This window comes from Oscillospiraceae bacterium (assembly GCA_022483045.1).
Classification (GTDB): Bacteria; Bacillota; Clostridia; order Oscillospirales; family Acutalibacteraceae; genus Caproicibacterium.
Genome location: JAKVOA010000002.1, coordinates 173,829 through 190,845 on the forward strand (window position 1 = coordinate 173,829; position 17,017 = coordinate 190,845).

The 17,017-nt window shown below is 53.3% G+C and carries 15 protein-coding genes and 1 pseudogene; 2 read left to right on the top strand and 14 right to left on the bottom strand.

The features are described from left to right. Positions 1–11: 11 nt before the first annotated feature. Both LKE53_09655 and LKE53_09660 read right to left on the bottom strand, forming a co-directional pair. Positions 12–737: an ABC transporter permease gene (locus LKE53_09655; GenBank protein MCH3973004.1), complete on the bottom strand. Its 726-nt coding sequence runs from the start codon at positions 735–737 to the stop codon at positions 12–14. Beyond that, positions 734–1,498 carry an ABC transporter ATP-binding protein gene (locus tag LKE53_09660; GenBank protein ID MCH3973005.1) on the bottom strand — a complete coding sequence of 255 codons (765 nt, stop codon included), beginning with the start codon at positions 1,496–1,498 and terminating at the stop codon, positions 734–736. Before LKE53_09660 ends, LKE53_09655 begins: the two co-directional genes overlap by 4 nt. A gap of 141 nt (positions 1,499–1,639) precedes the next feature. Here LKE53_09660 and LKE53_09665 point away from each other — a divergent pair, with 141 nt between their 5' ends. Continuing rightward, the gene (locus tag LKE53_09665; protein ID MCH3973006.1) at positions 1,640–2,341 is read left to right on the top strand and encodes a response regulator transcription factor; all 702 of its coding nucleotides are present in this window, start codon (positions 1,640–1,642) and stop codon (positions 2,339–2,341) included. A 4-nt stretch (positions 2,342–2,345) separates the two neighbouring features. Beyond that, the gene (locus LKE53_09670; protein MCH3973007.1) at positions 2,346–3,710 is read left to right on the top strand and encodes a HAMP domain-containing histidine kinase; all 1,365 of its coding nucleotides are present in this window, start codon (positions 2,346–2,348) and stop codon (positions 3,708–3,710) included. 130 nt (positions 3,711–3,840) lie between these two features. Here the strand turns inward: LKE53_09670 and LKE53_09675 are convergent, their stop codons facing one another. The 12 genes and pseudogenes from LKE53_09675 to hemW form a co-directional block, all read right to left on the bottom strand. Continuing rightward, positions 3,841–4,821, bottom strand: a complete 981-nt coding sequence (locus LKE53_09675; GenBank protein MCH3973008.1) for a WYL domain-containing protein — start codon at positions 4,819–4,821, stop codon at positions 3,841–3,843. A gap of 65 nt (positions 4,822–4,886) precedes the next feature. After that, positions 4,887–5,153: pseudogene (locus tag LKE53_09680) on the bottom strand (DUF3387 domain-containing protein). Continuing rightward, positions 5,146–5,706, bottom strand: a complete 561-nt coding sequence (locus LKE53_09685) for a hypothetical protein (GenBank protein MCH3973009.1) — start codon at positions 5,704–5,706, stop codon at positions 5,146–5,148. The pseudogene LKE53_09680 and the gene LKE53_09685 overlap by 8 nt, the downstream one beginning before the upstream one ends. Positions 5,707–5,899: 193 nt before the next feature. Then, complete coding sequence (locus LKE53_09690; protein MCH3973010.1) at positions 5,900–6,796, bottom strand: ParB/RepB/Spo0J family partition protein; 897 nt, start codon at positions 6,794–6,796, stop codon at positions 5,900–5,902. Positions 6,797–6,803: 7 nt separating this feature from the next. After that, positions 6,804–7,631 (bottom strand): AAA family ATPase, encoded by an 828-nt coding sequence (locus LKE53_09695; protein ID MCH3973011.1) that lies wholly within the window; start codon positions 7,629–7,631, stop codon positions 6,804–6,806. 375 nt (positions 7,632–8,006) lie between these two features. Next, a complete protein-coding gene (gene lysS, locus LKE53_09700; protein ID MCH3973012.1) occupies positions 8,007–9,512 on the bottom strand; it encodes a lysine--tRNA ligase in 1,506 nt (501 codons plus the stop codon). A gap of 320 nt (positions 9,513–9,832) precedes the next feature. Continuing rightward, entirely contained in the window at positions 9,833–10,318 is a 486-nt protein-coding gene (gene greA, locus LKE53_09705) for a transcription elongation factor GreA (GenBank protein ID MCH3973013.1), read from the bottom strand. 150 nt (positions 10,319–10,468) lie between these two features. Beyond that, positions 10,469–11,629, bottom strand: a complete 1,161-nt coding sequence (gene dnaJ / locus LKE53_09710) for a molecular chaperone DnaJ (GenBank protein ID MCH3973014.1) — start codon at positions 11,627–11,629, stop codon at positions 10,469–10,471. A 142-nt stretch (positions 11,630–11,771) separates the two neighbouring features. Continuing rightward, positions 11,772–13,643: a molecular chaperone DnaK gene (gene dnaK / locus LKE53_09715; GenBank protein ID MCH3973015.1), complete on the bottom strand. Its 1,872-nt coding sequence runs from the start codon at positions 13,641–13,643 to the stop codon at positions 11,772–11,774. Positions 13,644–13,739: 96 nt separating this feature from the next. Continuing rightward, on the bottom strand, positions 13,740–14,414 hold the full coding sequence (gene grpE / locus LKE53_09720; protein ID MCH3973016.1) for a nucleotide exchange factor GrpE: 675 nt from the start codon (positions 14,412–14,414) through the stop codon (positions 13,740–13,742). Positions 14,415–14,471: 57 nt separating this feature from the next. Beyond that, positions 14,472–15,497: a heat-inducible transcriptional repressor HrcA gene (gene hrcA / locus LKE53_09725; protein ID MCH3973017.1), complete on the bottom strand. Its 1,026-nt coding sequence runs from the start codon at positions 15,495–15,497 to the stop codon at positions 14,472–14,474. A gap of 306 nt (positions 15,498–15,803) precedes the next feature. After that, complete coding sequence (hemW, locus tag LKE53_09730; GenBank protein MCH3973018.1) at positions 15,804–16,922, bottom strand: radical SAM family heme chaperone HemW; 1,119 nt, start codon at positions 16,920–16,922, stop codon at positions 15,804–15,806. Positions 16,923–17,017 lie beyond the last annotated feature (95 nt).

The window sequence follows — 17,017 nt, forward strand, 5'->3', positions numbered from 1 at the left end:
ACAATCCCTCCTTATTCATAACGCAGGCTTTTCGCCATCCAGAGTCCGCCCAGCAGGAAGATGACGGTTTCTGCGATGGCAGCAATCGAAATCACCTGATTCGGGGCCACGCTCATGGCAACGGCCGGACGCAGCATCAAAACGACGGGGTGGATCAGCAAAAGATTTGTAGGGTAGTTTACAAGAGACATACCGCTCAAGAAACCCGCCACACCGATACCAAGCGGAATCCACATATTTTCACAGCGTGAGGAAACGAGCAGCATGAACGATACCGTTGGCATAGAGGTCAAGAAGGAATATCCGGCAAATCGCACCAACATATCCGGCTGAAAGGTACCCTGCGGCAGATTTGCGATTCCGATGAATGCCAGCGTAAGGTTTTCAATCAAAACTGCGGCGAAAAGCAGCACGGTCAATATCAAAAACTTGCACAGATACATTTCCACCACGCTGACCGGCAGCATATACATCTTCTTGACCGCATTTCCTTTGAATTCCATGTTGTAGATCATGCAGGACGCAACCACGATACCGAGCAAATTCAGAAGCACGAGCATCCCGTAGAGCTGCGTCAGCAGCACATCCATGGGAGCCATCGGCAGGCTGAGCAGAGAATCCCTGCGGACAATGAAGTTTAGAAAAGCGTATGCGGCGCCCAAAACGCCAACAGCAAGCATCACCGGAATAATGCCTGTTCGCTTTTCTTTTTGCAGCTCAATCGCAAGCGCCCTCATAACTGTCCCCTCTGCTTTCTGGCCGCATTATCCTTGTCAACCATAGAGAGAAACATATCCTCCAGATTCTCGGCGGCAAAGCCGGATTGCAGCGCGTTTTGCCGGAGAGAGTCCATGCTCCCTTCAAAAAGCAACCGTCCGTTATTCAGGATGCCGATGTCGTCTGCCATCAGTTCGATTTCTGAAAGCAGATGGGACGAGATCAGAACGGTACAGTCGTAGAGCTTCGGGAGTGATTTCACCAAATTGCGGATTTCATGAATGCCGGACGGGTCAAGGCCGTTGGTCGGTTCGTCAAGAATCAAGATGGGAGGTCTGCCGAGCAAAGCACCTGCAAGCCCCAGACGCTGTTTCATACCCAGTGAATATTTCTTTGCCAGCCGGTCGCCAAATTCGTCCAGTCCAACCATTTCCAAGGTTTCGTCTACGGCACTTTTCGGCAAGTCCAGAATCCGCCGTATCACGTCCAGGTTTTCACGTCCTGTCAGGTTTGCATAGAACGAAGGGGCTTCAATAAAGGAGCCAATTTCCTTCAGAATCGCAACCCGATCTTGCGGAAAGTGCTTCCCATCGATGGTAAAGGCTCCCGACGTGGGTGCGGTCAAGCCGAGCAGCATTTTCATAGTTGTGGATTTTCCCGCACCGTTGGGACCGAGAAACCCATAAATGCTTCCCTTGCGAATATGAAGGGAAACATTGTTGACAGACGTGAAGTTCTTATACTTCTTTGTCAGAGCCTCAGTAGTAATGATGTGATCCATAATGACATCTCCTTTCGATGTCTCTATGGTACACGCCCAAGCTGACAGGCAGATTCCCGCGTCCTTACTTTTACCTTACTTTTGTGCAAAGCAGGCGAAATATAGCCTGTCTCTCGTTATAATGATCATGGAGGTGCTCACATGGAACATCATTATTTACATGAAAAAGTCATCCTGCTTGTGGATGACGAACCGGAACTATTAACAATGGTATCCGACATTCTAAAGGATGACGGATTTTCAAATATTCTGACAGCATCCACAGTGAAGGACGCCGCCAATATAGGTAAAGAAAAACAGCCTGATTTGCTCATTCTGGACGTTATGCTTCCGGATGGAGACGGGTTTTCGTTGCTTCGGCAGATCCGAGCCTTTACCGATATTCCCGCCATGTTTCTGACAGCCAAAGACGAAGCCATCGACAGGCTTTCCGGGCTTGGCCTCGGCGCAGATGATTACATTGTAAAACCGTTTCTGCCGCAGGAGCTGCTATTGCGTGTCTATGCGGTACTGCGCCGCTGTTACAAGGAAGAAAGCGACCGGATCGAATTGGACGCCTGCACAGTCGATTTCAGCCGGGCGGAAGTGATTCGAGACGGTGAAGTAATTCCCTTAACCGCAAAGGAACACGCGCTGCTTGAGGTCTTGGCGCGGAGCGAGGGGCGGATTATCACGGTCGATTCGCTTTGCGAAGCATTATGGGGCGATAATCCTTTCGGGTATGAAAACAGTCTGAATGCCCATGTGCACCGTGTTCGGGAAAAAATCGAACAAAACCCGTCCAAGCCGGTTTCCCTGATTACAATCAAAGGGCTTGGTTACAAGCTGAACATAAGGAAATGACATGATGAAATCGCTTGCCAAATATATTTCAAAGTACTTGCTGTCCTTTTCCGCCTGTATCATCTTTCTGTTGGTTTTGAATGTTGTATGCTTCATCGCAACATTTCACAGCACGATCATGAAGGACTACGGTTACACTTCCCCGCAAAATATGCTGGAAGTCGTTTCGGAAGCCTCCTCAGAAAGCGGAACAACAGCCGCGGTGCAATCTCTGCTTCATGAACATCAGATCTGGGCAATTTACTTAACCCAGGACGGCGAAACCGCGTGGTCGTATGAAGCCCCTGCGGAGCTGCCTGAGCATTACACGATACAGGACATTGCTTTGTTCTCAAAAGGGTATCTCAAAGATTACCCTGTCTTTGTCTGGGATGACGAGGATGGGCTGTTGGTCTTGGGCTACCCAAAGGGCAGCTACACAAAATTCACAACGAATTATTTTTCCGCCAAAGCGATCCAAAAAATGCCGGTATTCTTGACTTTCCTACTGTTTTTTGATCTTGCGCTCCTGTTTGCCGCCTATTTCCTGTCCAAACATAAAATCATAAAAAACACTGAGCCGATCATTGCTTCCATACAGACGCTGGCTGAGGGAAAGCCCGCTGCCTTAGCCGCCAATGGGGAACTGTCCGAATTGGCTTCCAGCGTAAATAAGGCGTCGCAAATTTTAAGCCGTCAAAATGAGGCAAGAGAAAACTGGATCAGCGGCGTATCTCATGATATCCGCACGCCGTTATCCATGATTATGGGATATGCACAGCGCATTGCGCAGGATGAAGCGGCAAGCACTTCCATTCGTGAGGAAGCGCAAATCGTTCAGAGGCAGAGTGCAAAAATCAAAGAGCTTGTGCTGGATTTGAATTTGGTGTCCAAGCTTGAATACGATATGCAGCCTCTCCACAAAGAGCCGGTCCGGTTGGCAAAGCTGCTTCGTTCCTATGTGGCGGAGGTTTTGAATGCCGGAATTCCTGAAAACTGTTCTCTCGAAATATCTGTAGATGAAGCCGCCGAAACAAAACAATTTGACTGCGATTCAAGATTGATGAAAAGAGCAGTCAACAATCTGGTACAGAATAGCTTCGGGCATAATCCGCAGGGCTGTCATATTCTCATATTGCTTACCTGTACGGAGGAAACGATCACGATTTCCGTAAAGGATGACGGTGTTGGTTTTTCCGCCGACAAACTAAAAGAGCTTGAGGAAAAGCCGCATTACATGGACAGCACAGATGAACGCCTTGACCTGCGCCATGGATTAGGTTTGCTGCTGGTACGCAGAATCACGCAGGCACATAACGGCATAATGACAATAAAAAGCAAGCCGAACGCCGGGTGTGAAACGATTTTGTCTTTTTCGACACAGGAGTAATAAGTATAAAATAAAGCCGCATCGTGAGATGCGGCTTTACTATTGGTGAGGGTAATTATAGAAAGGGTTTTCTCTTGGGCACATTTCTATGTATTGAGCACATTTCCCATTATATGGGTTTTATCAAGTATTACTTCAAAGACTCGGCTGCGGCCTTAATCATCCCCGCATAAGCTTCTTTTACGTCTTCCGGTCCTTTGATCTTAACTCTTCCGCTGAACCCGAATATCCAGTTGAAGAACACCGGCCCGACGGCAACTTCTGTGATCACTCTGAAATTATGCTGATCACATGCATACACCGGAGCGTCCGTACCGACCTTATCAATGACAGCATCCATCACACTGTTGTCGCAGACCAGCTCCACCTCTTTTCGTGGAGCATTGTACATTCTGAACATGGTATTGATGAATTTGTTGATGTCAAAGCCAACCGGTGCTGGAACCGCTGCTTCATCCAGGATCTCCGGCATTTCCGCGATTCGGTCTACGCGGTGGCTCCCAATGGTCCGATATTTATCCGAGTAGCCGATAACATAGTAAAAATCTCCGTCCCACACCAACGAATAAGGGCTGAACATATATTTCTCACCGTCGTGGTGGAGTACACGTTCTTTCTTCACATTGTATTCGGCTTTCTGAAAACGAATCTTTTTCTTCTGATTGATGGCGTCATTGATGGCATCAACAATGTAATAGATATGTTCGTTTTCCGCTTTATAACGACCGTCCACGGCAAGGTTTCTCTTCATTTCACGGGCTTTGTGAATTCCGGCCAAAGCACTTATCTTTGAAACGAGCTGATCACTTTTCGTTTTGGTTATAAACTTTGAGGATTCCACGGCGTCAATCAGGAGTTTAAGCTCGGCGTCATCAAATTCTCTCTCGATATAATTATACAGGTTCTGCGTGGAGCGAGTTGCCTGAATGCCGATTCCGGCCTGCTGGAGCATTTCAATATCACTCTTGATCGTCGTTCGGTGCGTTTCCATGCCATGCTCATCAAAGAGAATTTTGCATAGCTGAGCAGTGGACAGATAATTGTCTTCATCTGTCCGTTCTTTTAGTATTTGCATTAAATATATCGGGCGTAATTTGGCGTCATTATCCATTACATTCACCTCGCTCAACCGATTCTCTTGTGGTTAATCAAGATCTACCTTTACAGCCTATTCAATCAGACATCCATAACATGGTCCGTCCAAAGTTCACACTGTGTAATAACGGTTTGCACTGCGTTCTCCATACCCTCCGGCGGATACTTGTGCTTTTTCAAAAGTCTGCGCACAATCATCCGCATGTGCGCACGTGCAGGCTCACGTTTTTGCCAGTCAATCGTTTGGTTCTTTTGCAGCGCTTCTGTAAGCTCCTTGGTAATCGCAATCAGCTCGCTGTTTTGATAAAAGTCCTTGATTGCCGAAGGCTTAGTTAGGGCATCATAGAATGGGCGTGTCCCAGCAGCCGGTAGCGAAGCTGTCCAGAGCAAGTCCGATTCCTGAACCGTAGCTCTTTGCGTAGCCGACATACCGGCTGACATCAAAGGCAGGTGCAGTAGGCTGCGGTTCCGGCGTTGGTTCGGGTGACGGTGTGACTGGCGGTGCGCTGGGTGTCGGTACGGGTTCGGTACTGAGCGGCGGTGAAATCGGTGTTTCCGGCTTGGTTTCCAGCGCAGAGGGCCTCGCCGTTTCTGCACTCTCCGGCACCGTTGTCTGCGATACCACAGTTATTTGCTCACTTTGAGCTTCCGTTTCTGACGGCTCTGTGGGTTTATTCACAACAATTTCGGTTTCGGAGGGCTCTTTTACCTGCCCAGAAGAAGATGTTTGAAGCTCTGTGCTGCCTGACGCATCTTCTGCGCTTCTGCTTTCCTCGATTGAGGCTGTCGAAGCCGCTGCTTCAGAACCCGTGCTATCAACCGTGGAAGCAGGATTATCAGTACAGGCTGAAAGAGAAACAGCCATTATGATCGTAAACAGGAATAGCGCCTTTCTTTTCATACGGATTACCTCCATGTGTGGTTTACGCTTCCAGTATACGAATAACAGCTTCCTTCGGCAAGGGTACGGACTTTCCGGCATCAGAGCTATTCTTCTTTTGAGCTGGTACAGTAGGTTTTTTAGGGGGAGAGTGTGAGAGGGGGAAGTAGAAAACTGCTCCGAATAATAGGCATACTTCTCCCTTGGCAGTAGGTTATCTTTCCTGACTTCTCTCTTTCTGCCGTTCCTGATACCGGTGATAATACTCCAGCGCTTTGAGTACATAGTCCTCGGTTTTATCAAAGGGAATGGTGGAAGGAATGAACTGGCGAAGGCGCTCTGCCTTGAATGTGAACTTCTCCTTTTGGTTCGGCTTTTCCTCGCTCATGATGGATTCAATGACATCCGCGCTGAGTTTGCCGTTCTTGGAAAACTCTTTCATCTTGATTGCCTGCGCCAGAGAAGGCGTCGCATCCGCATAGGACATAGATTCAAGCAGCGATTCCTGTTCCGATTTCAGCAGGTAGGACAGCTCAACCGCAGGACGGAAAGCTATTCGTCCTTCATCTATCATTTCCATAAGCTCAGGGATAAGCTCTGTGAGGCGAATATACCTGAATATCTGGTTCTTGCTTTCGCCAATTTCTGCCGCCATAACCTCAGATGATTTTTGACCTGCCAACTTGTTCCCCACTGGGGAATAAGTTAAATCTGTGCGTTGTCCCTGCCGATTCATGGCGTCAAGGCGCATTTTGTAGCTGAACGCCTTTTCGCTTGGAAGGATAGAGGAACGCTGAAAGTTCGATTTCACCATAAGGATAATGGCTTCATCACGGGTAAGCTCCTTGACCTCCGCTTTCACGGTTTCCAGTCCGGCGAGCTCACACGCCTTTTTTCTGCGGTGTCCGGACACAATCTCATACCGCCCGTCTTCTTTCTTGCGAACGGTGATGGGAGTGATGATTCTGCGCTCCTTGATGCTCTGAACAAGGGTGTCCATGTCCTCGTCCATTCTCACCTGAAACGGGTGGTCAGGGAAATCGTCAACCTCCGTCAAAGGAAGGTCGTAGATTTTGGGCAGCCTGTTTTCTGCGCGCCCAGCATCATTCATGAAAAGCTCATCGTACCCGGTCAGCCCTAAGTCGATCTTTTTCACGCTGCTCAATCTGCATCACCTCCTTCGTCAAATTCTCATACGCCGCCGCAACCTTTCCGTTCCTGTCGTGGGCGAAGATGCTCACGCCCTCCACGCTGCACTCTGCCGCTCGCACCGAATGGGGTATCTCCGTATCAAAGACGCGGATATTCTCGCCCACGGTGGAGCGCAGAGCCGCGATGATGGCCTTTGCGTTGTTCGTCCTGTTGTCCACCATCGTCAGAAGTATGCCGTCGATACGCAGCTTCGGATTGATCTGTTTCTTAACCCGCGAGATAGAGCGCATAAGCAGGTTCATGCCTTTGGTGGACAGAAAATTCGGCTGTGAAGGGATGAGTACGCTGTCCGCAGCGACAAGTGCGTTGATCGTCATCATACCCAGCGAGGGCATACAGTCGATGAGGATATAGTCGTAGTTCTTCTTTACATCCTCCAGCGTGCTCCGCAGAACATACTCACGGCTCATTGTGTTGAACAGGCTGACTTCAAGGCTCGACAGCTCGATGTTCGCAGGAAGCAGGTCAACGCCCTCGTTGTGATGGATGATGCCACAGTCCTGCGGAAGCGGTTTGTCCTCAATGACGGCCTGCATAACCGTGGACAGCGATACCTGAAGCTCGTCCGGCTGTTTGATGCCGAGGCTGACGGTCAGGCTGGCCTGCGGGTCGGCGTCCACAAGAAGCACTCGCTTTCCTTTCTGTGCAAGACCGACGCCGAGGTTGACTGTCGATGTTGTTTTTGCTACGCCGCCTTTCTGGTTTGTGATGGCGATCACTTTACAGTTTTCCATTTGCGGTTCCTCCTTTCTCAGAAATAGAAATAGCCGCCGCATCACAGGGCTCCCGAAAAGTCGAAAGACTTTTTGGGAAAAGGAGCCACAGCATAGTAAATGAGCTTTCATGTTCACATGGAAGCGAATGCTGCGACGCTTGCGGCGACGCGACGGCTATGTAAGCGGCAATCATCATTTGTGCCGCAAATAAGAAAAGCCCGCTGATTTCTCAGCGGGCTCGTAGGACTTCGTACTCTATCGTAGAGCATTGTAGATTCGCAGATTTTGTTCGTAGGGTTTGGTGTAGTTTTGGTGTAAATTGGTGTAAATCGTGGTGTAAGCCCCCTACAAGGGTCTACAAATAACTACTTATAACTACCCTTAACGACTTATTCAGTCAATGGGTTTCATCGTCGGGAAGAGAATCACGTCGCGGATAGCGTCGGCGCCGGTCAGCGTCATAATCAGGCGGTCTACGCCGATGCCAAGACCGCCGGTAGGCGGCATGCCGTACTCCAAAGCGGTCAAAAAGTCCTCGTCGATATCGCAGGCCTCGTCGTCGCCGGCGGCCTTGGCGGCAGCCTGTGCCTCAAAGCGCTGGCGCTGGTCGATGGGGTCGTTCAGCTCAGAAAAGGCGTTGGCGTGCTCAATGCCCGCGATGAAAAGCTCAAAGCGCTCGGTGTAGCGCGGGTCCTCTGGGCTCTTTTTTGCCAAGGGGGAAATGTCGGTCGGATGGTAGGTCAAAAAGGTCGGCTGTACCAGCTTGTCTTCACAGTATTCGTCAAAGAACAGGTTCATAATGTCGCCGATCTTGTGGCGTTCCTCGACCTGCAGGTGGTGCTCCTTTGCCAGCGCGCGCGCCTGCTCTAAGGTCTCGACCTGGTCAAAGTCAACGCCGGCGTACTTTTTCACGGCGTCTTTCATGCTGATGCGCGCAAAGGGCTGCGCAAAGTCGACCTCCACACCGCCGCGGGCAACCACTTTGGTAGTGCCCAGCACGTTAGTGGCGACCGTGCGGATAAGGTCCTCGGTCAAGTCCATCATGCCGTGAAAATCCGTGTACGCCTGGTACAGTTCCAGCATGGTAAATTCCGGGTTGTGGCGGGCATCCATGCCCTCGTTGCGGAACACGCGGCCGATCTCGTACACGCGGTCAAAGCCGCCGACAATCAGGCGCTTCAGGTACAGCTCCAGTGCAATGCGCAGATACAAATCCATATCCAGCGAATTGTGGTGGGTAATAAAGGGACGCGCGGCTGCACCGCCGGCAATGGTGTGCAGGACCGGGGTTTCGACCTCTAAAAAGCGGTTGTTGTCCAGGTACTTGCGGATTTCCGTAATAATCTGGCTGCGTTTAATGAAAGTATCCTTTACTTCCGGGTTTACAATCAGGTCCAGGTAGCGCTGGCGGTAACGGGTGTCGGTGTTGGTCAAGCCGTGGAATTTTTCCGGCAGCGGCAGCAGGCTTTTGCTCAGCAGGGTGACGCCGGTGGCGCGCACGCTGATTTCGCCGCGTTTTGTGCGAAAGACGTTTCCCTTTACGCCGATAATGTCGCCTACATCCCAGTAGGCTTTCATATCCTTATAAGGTTCCTCGCCCACCTCATCGATACGCACGTAAATCTGGATTCTGCCGGAGTTGTCGGCAAGGTCGGCAAAAGAGGCTTTGCCCATCACGCGGCGGCTCATCAGGCGGCCGGCGATGCAAACGGGTTTGCCCTCCAGCTGCTCAAAGTTGGCCTTGATGTCGGCGGCGTAGTTGTCGCGCGGCCATGTGGTAATGACAAAGGGGTCCTTGCCGGCGGCGCGCAGGGCATCGAGCTTTTCGCGGCGGATGCGCTGCTGCTCGCCGATGTCCTGTTCCTCTGTCTGCTGGGGCTTGTTCTGCTTGTTGCTCATGAATCTGATTCCTTCCTAACGGCGCCGCAGCCAAAACGCGGTGTCGGATTTTTATATGGTTTCTCTCGTCAGTGTAAGGCAGTGCTCTCTTTTGAATTTTGGTACAGAAGGGGGCCGGCCGCAGGCGCTGCGCGCGGGGGCGGCGCCGTGCAGGATTCCCCTCTCAAATTTACAGAGATTCAACTATCTCCCTAAGCATAGTGGAAAACTTATTTGAAAAGGGGCGCACCTGCGCGGTGCTGCTGTCTTTTTGCCCCCTCGCGCGGGGGCGGCCGCCGCAGCACAAAAGCACAGGCCGCAAAAGCTTTCCGTACACTTCTTTATTTGATGACTTGCAAAATCTGATAAACTTTGCGGCCGGCAGGCACTTCAATTTCCACCTTGTCGCCCTCAACATGACCCAGCAGGCCGGCACCCACGGCGCTTTCGTCGCTGATACGCCCGGAAATCGGGTCAGCCTCGCTGCTGCCGACAACCATCAGTTTGATTTCGCGGCCGTCGCTGCTGCCCGCGTCAGAAACATGCGCACGCACGGTAGAGCCAACATGAATCTGCTCGTCGTTCATTTCGCTTTCGGTCAGCACGCGGGCGTTTTTCAGGGTAACCTCTACGTCGGCGATGCGTGCTTCCAAAATTGCCTGCTCGTTTTTCGCTTCATCATATTCACTGTTTTCGGAAAGGTCGCCGTAGCCCAAAGCCACTTTGATTTTTTCCGCAACTTCTTTACGTTTTACGCCTTTGAGTTCTTCCAGCTCTTTTTCGAGCTTTTCGTAGCCTTCTTTGGTCAAAACGGTTTGTTTCTGCATGGTAAAACCACCTTTTCAGGGAGCACGCTCCCGCATTGAGATATACTTATTTATTATAATGAATCGTTGTGCGGCTGTCAATGCCGCCGGGTGCGCAAAAAAGGCCGCCGGGCCGCCCTTTCTGGGGCAGGGTCCGCGGTCTTTTCTGTTTTATTCGCCGAACTTCTGCTTTAATTTATCAAAAAAGCCTTTGCGCCGCTGATAGTTGCGCTCGCCGGTGCTGTCCTCAAACTTGCGCAGCAGCTCTTTTTGCTTTGCTGTCAAGTTTTTGGGCACTTCCAGCACCATGCGCACATACTGGTCGCCGCGCCCGCGGCCGGAAAGCTTCTGTACGCCCTTGCCTTTCAGCTTAAAGACATCGCCGGGCTGGGTGCCCTCGCGCACCTGGTAACTGACCTTGCCGTCTAAAGTAGGCACGATCACTTCGTCACCCAAAGCCGCCTGCGCAAACGTAATGGGCATATCGCACCAGATATCGTTGCCGCGCCGCTCAAACAGCAGATGCGGCCGCACGCTGATAACCAGGTGCAGGTCGCCGTCGGGGCCGCCGTTGGCGCCGGCGTTGCCCTGGCCGGGCACATTTAAGACCTGCTGGTTGTCTATGCCGGCGGGCACGTTGACCTCTACGGTCTTGCGCGTGCGCACATGGCCCGAGCCGTGGCAGCTGGGGCAGGGCGTATCAATCACTTTGCCCGAGCCGCCGCAGCGGTCGCAGGCACGGGTGGTCTGCACGACCCCCATAAAGGTCTTTTGTGTAACGCGCACCTGACCAGAGCCGCCGCAGGCCGGGCAGGTAGAGGCGCTGGTACCGGCTTTTGCGCCGGTGCCGTGGCAGGCCGGGCAGGCCTCCACCTTATCATAGGTGACGGTCTTGCGGCAGCCTTTGGCCGCTTCTTCAAACTCAATGATCAGCCGCGTCTCAATATCCGTGCCGCGGCGCGGTGCATTCGGGGAAGAGCGGCGCCCGCCGCTGCCGCCAAAGCCGCCAAAAGGACTGGCCCCGCCGAAAAACGTATCGAAAATATCGCCAAAATCCACGTCGCCCGCAAAGGGGCTGCCGCCGCCTGCGCCGCCAAAGTTGGGGTCGACGCCCGCGTGGCCAAACTGGTCATAGCGCGCGCGCTTGTCTTTATTAGACAGCACCTCGTACGCTTCATTCAGTTCCTTAAACTTTGCCTCGGCTTCTTTGTCGCCGGGGTGCAGGTCCGGGTGATATTTTTTTGCCAGCTTATGGTATGCCTTTTTAATCTCTTCCTCAGAGGCATTCTTCGGCACGCCCATTACTTCATAGTAATCCTTTTTTTCAGCCACAAAAATCCCTCCTCACAGGAAAAACATCCGCTTGGGTAAAAAACCGCTGTGCTGCCGGCAGGGCAACAGGGGCTTCTTTTTCGGAAGCCCCTGCCGCCTGCTGTCTGTAACAATCTTTTGTATCTTAAAAAACGTACAGGAATTATTTCTTTTTCTTGTCGTCGTCTACATCTTTGTACTCTGCATTGTACACGGTGTTGCCGTTGGCATCGGTTGTTGGGCCAGCCTGCGGGCCGCCCTGTGCACCAGCCTGCGGGCCGCCCTGTGCGCCTGCCTGCGGGCCGGCTGCTTTGTACAGCTTCTCGCTGACAGCAAACATAGCCTTCTGCAGTTCGTCGGACTTTGCCTTGATGTCGGCGGCGTCGGTGCCCTTGTTGGCTTCTTTCAGGGCGCTAATTTTGGTCTCGAGCTCGCTCTTGTCGGCGGCGTCGATCTTGCTGCCGCTGTCAGAGATAAGTTTTTCGGCGGTGTACACCATCTGCTCTGCGCTGTTCTTGGTGTCAACTTCCTCGCGGTGCTTCTTGTCCTCTGTAGCATACTTTTCGGCGTCTTTCACAGCCTTGTCGATGTCGTCCTTGCTCATGTTAGAGGAAGAAGAAATGGTGATGTGCTGCTCTTTGCCGGTGCCCATATCCTTTGCGGAGACGTTGACAATGCCGTTGGCATCAATATCAAACGTGACCTCGATCTGTGGAATGCCGCGCGGTGCCGGGGCAATGCCGTCCAGCTTAAAGATACCCAGCTGCTTGTTGTCGCGGGCAAACTCACGCTCGCCCTGCAGCACGTTGATTTCGACCTGTGTCTGGCCGTCTGCAGCGGTAGAGAAGACCTGGCTCTTTTTGGTCGGGATCGTGGTGTTGCGGTCGATGACCTTGGTCATGACACCGCCCATCGTCTCAACGCCCAAAGACAGCGGGGTGACATCCAGCAGCAGCAGGCCCTCGACCTCGCCGCCAAGCACGCCGGCCTGCAGCGCGGCGCCAATGGCAACGCATTCATCCGGGTTAATGCCCTTAAACGGCTCTTTGCCGGTAATCTTTTTGACAGCTTCCTGTACAGCCGGCATACGGGAAGAGCCGCCCACCAGCAGCACCTTGTTGATATCGCTGAAGGAAAGGCTTGCGTCCTTCATAGCCTGGCTTACCGGGCCCATGGTCTTTTCGACCAGGTCAGCGGTCAGCTCGTCAAACTTTGCACGGGTCAGGGTCATATCCAAATGTTTCGGGCCGGTTGCGTCGGCGGTGATAAACGGCAGGTTAATCTGGGTGCTGGTCATGCCGGAAAGCTCGATCTTCGCCTTTTCGGCAGCCTCTTTCAGGCGCTGTACAGCCATTTTATCCTTAGAAAGGTCAATGCCGTTTTCTTTCTTAAATTCGCTTACCATCCAGTCCATTACGCGCTTATCAAAGTCGTCGCCGCCCAGGCGGTTGTTGCCTGCGGTAGCCAAAACCTCCTGTACGCCGTCGCCCATTTCAATAATAGAAACATCAAAGGTGCCGCCGCCCAGGTCGTACACCATAATCTTCTGCTCGCCGCCCTTGTCTATGCCATAGGAAAGGGCTGCGGCGGTCGGCTCGTTGATGATACGTTTGACATCCAGGCCAGCGATCTTGCCGGCATCCTTGGTTGCCTGGCGCTGAGAGTCGGTGAAGTATGCCGGCACGGTAATGACCGCGCTGGTAACCGGCTCGCCCAGGTAAGCTTCTGCGTCGCCCTTGAGCTTCTGCAGAATCATGGCGCTGATTTCCTGCGGGGTATACTGTTTGTCGTCGATTTTCACTTTATAGTCAGAGCCCATCTCGCGCTTAATCGAGCTGACTGTGCGGTCCGGGTTAGCAATGGCCTGGCGCTTTGCGGCCTGGCCGACAATGCGCTCGCCGTCTTTCTTAAATGCAACAACAGAAGGGGTTGTGCGGGCGCCCTCGGCGTTGGCGATGACGACCGGCTCGCCGCCCTCAATGACTGCGACGCAGGAATTCGTTGTACCCAAATCAATACCAATGGTTTTACTCATAACGCTTACCTCCAAGTTTTATTCCCAAATACGGGTCAAGTACTTATTTTCGTAAAGAATTTATTTGAAACGCGCTTTTGCCGCGCGTTGTACAGGCTAATTTGCGACTTTCACCATGGCGTGGCGCACCACTTTGTCGCCCAGGCGGTACCCTTTCTGGTAAACCTCTGCAATGACATTTTCGCCCAGGTCCCCGTCCTCTACATGAGAGACGGCGTTGTGCAGCTGTGCATCAAACGGCTCGCCGGCCGCGCCCATCGACTCGACCCCCAGCTTTTCCAGTGCGCTTGTCATCTGTTTCTGCACCATCTCGACGCCCTTGCGCAGGTCCTCTGCAGAGCAGGTCTCCTGCTCCAGTGCGCGCTCTAGGTTATCCGCAACAGAAAGGAACTCTTTCACGGTGTCGGCGGTGGCGTCGGCGTACAGCGCGGTTTTTTCGCGCTCGGTGCGCTTGCGGTAGTTGTCGTACTCTGCCACGGTGCGCAGCAGCCGGTCTTTTTCCTGTTCCTGCTCGGTCTTGGCGGCGGCCAGCTCGTCCTGCAGCTTTGCCACCTCTTCTTTCAGTTTTCTGCTTTCCTTTTTGTCTGTTTTCGCGGCCTGTTTATCGGTCTTTTCAGCCTTTTCGGGCTGTGCAGGGCTTTCTGTTTCCTCGGTCTTTTCGTTCTGCGGGGCCGTGGCCGGTTTTGGCTGCTGTGCCCGGGGCTGCTCTGTTTCCGGTGCCGGCGCGGTCTGCTCGGCGCTTTGCGTTTCTTTTTTATCTTCGTTATTCAAAGTTTCATCTACCCCCTTGCTGTATTTGCATCCATCTGTAGGAATTTTTTGTTTTTGTTACTGCAGGTCCATCAGCTCGGTCAGCATGCGCCCGACGCTGCGGGAAAGGTAATCGACACTGCCCAAAAGCTTTGGGTAGTCCATGCGCATCGGGCCCAAGACTGCTATAGAGCCGGCGTCCTGTGCACGTACTGCGTAGTGGGCCACAATCATGCCGGTGCCGCGCAGAGCGGGGACGCCGCTCTCGCTACCCAAATAGACCCGCGAACCCGCCCCCCGCAGCAGCTGGTAAACCTGCTGCGGCTGTGAAAGCCACCGCATCATGCGGCGCAGGTCCTGCGCGCCAAGCTCTGGAAAAAAGAGCAGGTTGGTCTGGCCGTCCATACGCACGTCGCTGCCCATGGCCTCGCGGGCCACGTCCTGCAGCGCCATCAGCGCGCTGCTCATCAGCAGCGCAGCCTCGCCCATCGCGGCACCCATGGTCTGGATGTACGCGGGGGTAATGCTTCTGACCGGCCGCCCGGCAAGGTCTTCATTAAATACACGGAAAAAGACCCGCAGGATTTCCGGCGAAAGCTCAAAGTCGCAGTGAAACACGCGGCTGTGCATGGTGCCCGAGGTCGTCATCAAAATCAGCATTGCGGTGCGGCGGCTGGTCTGTACAAACTGCACGCCTGCTACAGAAGCGGCGCTGCCGCTGGGTGTGGTGGTAATCGCCGCCATATGGCTGACCCCCGCCAAAATACGCGCGACGCCGTCTAAAAGCTTTTCTGGGTCGTAGGCGCTGGGCAGAAGCAGGGCGTCGATAAAGTGGCGCTCTTCCGGGGTGACGGCGGCGGGCTGCATCAGCTCATCGAGGTACACGCGGTAGCCCTTTTCGCTGGGCACCCGCCCGGCAGAGGTGTGCGGCTGGTCTAAAAGGCCCATCGCCGCAAGGTCGCTCATTTCGTTTCGTACGGTCGCGCTGGATACGGAAAAATCCAGGCTGTCGCACAAGACCTTGCTGCCCACCGGCTCACCGGAAACCGTGTACAGCTCGATAATTGCCGACAGGATTTTCTGTTTGCGCGGTGTCAGTTCCATATCCCTCACCTCTTTTGCTCATTAGCACTCTATGCTTATGAGTGCTAACTACAGTACTAAATGTATCATTACTTTGCCCCCGTGTCAATAGGTTAATTGTAAATACATTATGAATTTGTAAGTTTTCATAAAAAAACCGCCCTCAGGGGGCGGCGTTTTTCAGTGTTTTGGTGCTGTGGGTTTTTTCAGGGGAGCTTTGCTTTCTCTAAAAATCAATCAAGTGTTCTCGGCAGACATGCCGAATGGATGTTTTCTTTGCTTTCCGCCCGCTTTCTCAGGAAGCGGGCGGCAGCGGTCTGGCGCCGCTCAGCTTTCCAGCAGCTCTTCCAGCAGGGGAGTGGAAACCAGAAAGCCCCGCCGCGTCAGCCGCAAACGCTGCGGCGAAAGCTCTGCCAGACCGGCGGGCACGTACCGGCGTGCAGTTTCACGCATCTTTGCCGGAATGCCGTGCCCAAACAGGCGCCGGCAGGCTGTTTCGCTCAGGCCGGCGGTCAGCCGCAGGCGCAGCATCGCGTACTCGGCAAACGAGCCGGCCGAAATCTGCGCGTCCTCTTCGGGAAGCGGCGGGCTTCCCGCCAAAAAACCCCGCAGCGAGCGCGGCCAGTAAAAGCGCCGGCCAAACAGATAGGAATGCGCCGCTGGGCCAAGACCTAAGTATGGCTCTAAATTCCAGTACTTCAAATTGTGCCGGCTCTCGTACCCCAGGCGGGCAAAGTTGCTGATTTCGTACTGCGCAAGCCCGCCCTGCTCTGCCAAGGCGCAGGCCGCAAGGTACAGCTCGGCTGCGCGGTCGTCATCTGGCAGAGCAAGCTCCTGCCGGCGCTGCCAAAAGGCGGTGTGCTCTTCGACCCGCAGCAGGTACATGGAAAGATGCGTGACGCCGCAGCTTTCACAAAAGCGCACGCTCTTTTGCAGTGTCTGCTCGGTCTGCCCCGGCACCGCCAGCATCAGGTCCAGCGAAACATTGTCAATGCCGGCACGGTGTGCGTCCTCGGCCGCGCGGGCGGCGTCTGCCGCGGTGTGCTGCCGCCCCAAAAGCGCAAGCTCCTGTGCATCGGCGCTCTGCAGCCCCAGCGAAACGCGGTTGACCCCCACGGCGTGCACCGCTTTAAAAAGCGGGTACAGCGCTTTGCCGGGGTTCGCCTCCAGCGTAATTTCCGCGTCCTCCAGCCCAAAATCCCGCCGGGCCTCCTCTATTATGCGGCACAGGCGCGCTTCCCCCAAAAGACTTGGCGTGCCGCCGCCAAAGTAAAGCGTGTCTGCCCGCAGATTTTGGTATTCCATTCTGTACTTTTTTAAATGCGAAATAATACAATTTGTATAAGAATCCATACTGCTGCCGCTGCCGCGTAGCGAAAAGAAATCGCAGTATGGGCATTTTCCGTCACAAAACGGCACATGGATATACAGACCGATCGGCCGCAAAAGACCGCCTCCCCTTTTGCAAAGCATTCCTTTATGTTATAATAGTGCTATCTGTTTTACCTGTAAGATAGTACTATCTATTTTACCCGAATTTT

Bases quoted from the DNA above. Each gene is read 5' to 3' on its own strand.
- LKE53_09655 (MCH3973004.1), bottom strand. From the start codon at position 737: ATGAGGGCGCTTGCGATTGAGCTGCAAAAAGAAAAGCGAACAGGCATT.
- LKE53_09660 (MCH3973005.1), bottom strand. From the start codon at position 1,498: ATGGATCACATCATTACTACTGAGGCTCTGACAAAGAAGTATAAGAAC.
- LKE53_09665 (MCH3973006.1), top strand. From the start codon at position 1,640: ATGGAACATCATTATTTACATGAAAAAGTCATCCTGCTTGTGGATGAC.
- LKE53_09670 (MCH3973007.1), top strand. From the start codon at position 2,346: ATGAAATCGCTTGCCAAATATATTTCAAAGTACTTGCTGTCCTTTTCC.
- LKE53_09675 (MCH3973008.1), bottom strand. From the start codon at position 4,821: ATGGATAATGACGCCAAATTACGCCCGATATATTTAATGCAAATACTA.
- LKE53_09685 (MCH3973009.1), bottom strand. From the start codon at position 5,706: ATGAAAAGAAAGGCGCTATTCCTGTTTACGATCATAATGGCTGTTTCT.
- LKE53_09690 (MCH3973010.1), bottom strand. From the start codon at position 6,796: ATGAATGATGCTGGGCGCGCAGAAAACAGGCTGCCCAAAATCTACGAC.
- LKE53_09695 (MCH3973011.1), bottom strand. From the start codon at position 7,631: ATGGAAAACTGTAAAGTGATCGCCATCACAAACCAGAAAGGCGGCGTA.
- lysS (MCH3973012.1), bottom strand. From the start codon at position 9,512: ATGAGCAACAAGCAGAACAAGCCCCAGCAGACAGAGGAACAGGACATC.
- greA (MCH3973013.1), bottom strand. From the start codon at position 10,318: ATGCAGAAACAAACCGTTTTGACCAAAGAAGGCTACGAAAAGCTCGAA.
- dnaK (MCH3973015.1), bottom strand. From the start codon at position 13,643: ATGAGTAAAACCATTGGTATTGATTTGGGTACAACGAATTCCTGCGTC.
- hrcA (MCH3973017.1), bottom strand. From the start codon at position 15,497: ATGGAACTGACACCGCGCAAACAGAAAATCCTGTCGGCAATTATCGAG.